Source organism: Streptomyces sp. BR123 (assembly GCF_013401435.1).
In the GTDB taxonomy this organism is placed as follows: Bacteria; Actinomycetota; Actinomycetes; order Streptomycetales; family Streptomycetaceae; genus Streptomyces.
Map to the genome: position 1 here is coordinate 1 of NZ_JACBGN010000530.1, position 2,380 is coordinate 2,380.

The 2,380-nt window shown below is 71.5% G+C and carries 1 protein-coding gene and 2 pseudogenes; all 3 read right to left on the reverse strand.

Annotated elements, in window-relative coordinates:
• A pseudogene (locus HYE82_RS37400) lies at positions 1-182 on the reverse strand (hypothetical protein); the annotation flags it as partial.
• A 161-nt stretch (positions 183-343) separates the two neighbouring features.
• Positions 344-2,140 (reverse strand): ABC-F family ATP-binding cassette domain-containing protein, encoded by a 1,797-nt coding sequence (locus HYE82_RS35940; protein WP_179178424.1) that lies wholly within the window; start codon positions 2,138-2,140, stop codon positions 344-346.
• A gap of 52 nt (positions 2,141-2,192) precedes the next feature.
• A pseudogene (locus HYE82_RS37405) lies at positions 2,193-2,380 on the reverse strand (acyltransferase); the annotation flags it as partial.

The window sequence follows — 2,380 nt, forward strand, 5'->3', positions numbered from 1 at the left end:
GGGCCGGGCTGCGGGGGGAAGGCGTACCCGGGCTGCCCGGTCGGCGTGGTGGGGGGCTGCGGCTGGGCGTAGGGGTTCGAGCCCTGCGGGGGCATGCCGTACGAGGGCCGCGGGGGGCCGGGGAGATGTCCGTAAGCGTCCGGTGCAGGCGGCTGGTTCGGCGGCTGGGGCTGCTCGGTCATCAGCGCGTACCTTCGGCGTCGGGTGTCGTCAGGGGTGGGAGATCACCTTTCTACCACTGCGGCCGAGACGGCACCGGGCCGGTCGCACCCCTGTTCCCAAGGGAGGACCGGCCCGTGACAGCGTCGTTATCAGGCCAATTGGCCGCTGCGCCTGCGGACTGTCAGGCCTCCTCGGCCAGCTCCAGCCAGCGCATCTCCAACTCGTCGCGCTCTGCAATGAGTTCGCGGAGCTCGGCGTCGAGCTTGGCCACCTTCGCGAAGTCCGTGGCGTTCTCGGCGATCTGGGCGTGCAGGCCGGTCTCGCGGTCGGCCATCTTGTTCAGCTGCCGTTCGATCCGCTGCAGTTCCTTCTTCGCGGCGCGGGCGTCGCCGGCGGACGTCGACTTCGGCGCGGCCGGGGCGGGCGCGGGGGCGGCCGCCTCGATCATCTTCCGGCGGCGCTCCAGGTACTCGTCGAGGCCGCGCGGCAGCATCCGCAGGGTCGCGTCACCCAGCAGCGCCATGACCGTGTCGGTGGTGCGCTCGATGAAGAACCGGTCGTGCGAGATCACGATCATCGAGCCGGGCCAGCCGTCGAGGAGGTCCTCCAGCTGCGTGAGGGTCTCGATGTCCAGGTCGTTGGTGGGCTCGTCGAGGAAGAGCACGTTCGGCTCGTCCATCAGCAGCCGCAGGATCTGCAGGCGGCGCCGCTCGCCGCCGGAGAGGTCGCCGACCGGCGTCCACTGCTTCTCCTTGGTGAAGCCGAACTGCTCGCACAGCTGACCGGCGGTCATCTCGCGGCCCTTGCCGAGGTCGACGCGGTCGCGGACGCGCTGGACGGCCTCCAGGACCCGCAGGGACGGGTCGAGTTCGCCGACCTCCTGGGAGAGGTACGCCAGCCTGACCGTCTTGCCGACGGTGACGGTGCCGGCCGCGGGCTGGACGTCGCCCTGGGTGCGGGCCGCCTCGGCCAGGGCACGCAGCAGCGAGGTCTTGCCGGCGCCGTTGACGCCGACGAGGCCGATGCGGTCACCGGGGCCGAGGTGCCAGGTGAGGTGCTTGAGCAGGGTCTTCGGCCCGGCCTGGACGGTGACGTCCTCCAGGTCGAACACGGTCTTGCCGAGGCGGGCGTTGGCGAAGCGCATCAGCTCGGAGGTGTCGCGCGGCGGCGGCACGTCCGCGATGAGGGCGTTGGCGGCCTCGATGCGGAACCGCGGCTTGGAGGTGCGGGCGGGGGCGCCGCGGCGCAGCCAGGCCAGCTCCTTGCGCATCAGGTTCTGCCGCTTGGCCTCCTCGGTGGCGGCGATCCGCTCGCGCTCGGCGCGGGCGAAGACGTAGTCGCTGTAGCCGCCCTCGTACTCGTAGACGCTGCCGCGCTGGACGTCCCACATGCGGGTGCAGACCTGGTCGAGGAACCAGCGGTCGTGGGTGACGCAGACGAGGGAGGAGCGGCGCTGCCGGAGGTGCTCGGCCAGCCAGGAGATGCCCTCGACGTCGAGGTGGTTGGTGGGCTCGTCGAGGACGATGAGGTCCTGGTCCTCGATGAGCAGCTTGGCGAGGGCGATGCGGCGGCGCTCGCCACCGGAGAGGGGGCCGATGACGGTGTCGAGGCCCCGGTCGAAGCCGGGCAGGTCCAGGCCGCCGAACAGACCGGTCAGGACGTCGCGGATCTTCGCGTTGCCGGCCCACTCGTGGTCGGCCATGTCCTTGATGATCTCGTGGCGGATCGTCGCGGCGGGGTCGAGCGAGTCGTGCTGGGTGAGGACGCCCATGCGCAGGCCGCCGCTCTGGGTGACCCGGCCGGCATCGGGCTCCTCCAGGCGGGCCAGCATCCGGATCAGGGTGGTCTTGCCGTCGCCGTTGCGGCCCACGACACCGATCCGGTCCCCCTCGGACACGCCGAGGGAGATGCCGTCGAGCAGGGCACGGGTGCCGTACACCTTGCTGACTGCCTCGACATTGACCAGATTGACGGCCATCAGACGCGCTCCAGGTGGGGTACCCCCGGACGGGTCCGGGGGAGGGTGAGGATCAGCCCCTCAGCCTAACGCTCCGGGGAGGGGCGGAGCGTTCCACCAGGTACCAGCCGCCGAGTGCCATGGCGATGGCGGCGGGTGCGGTGACGGGCAGGGCGACGAGGGTGGCGGTGTGGCCCTCGAAGAGGCCGCCGAGGCCGGTCATGGACAGGCCGAGGATGCCCAGCAGGCACAGGGTGGTGC

Excerpts from the sequence above, each read along its gene's own strand:
- HYE82_RS35940 (WP_179178424.1), bottom strand. The coding sequence starts at position 2,140 with ATGGCCGTCAATCTGGTCAATGTCGAGGCAGTCAGCAAGGTGTACGGC.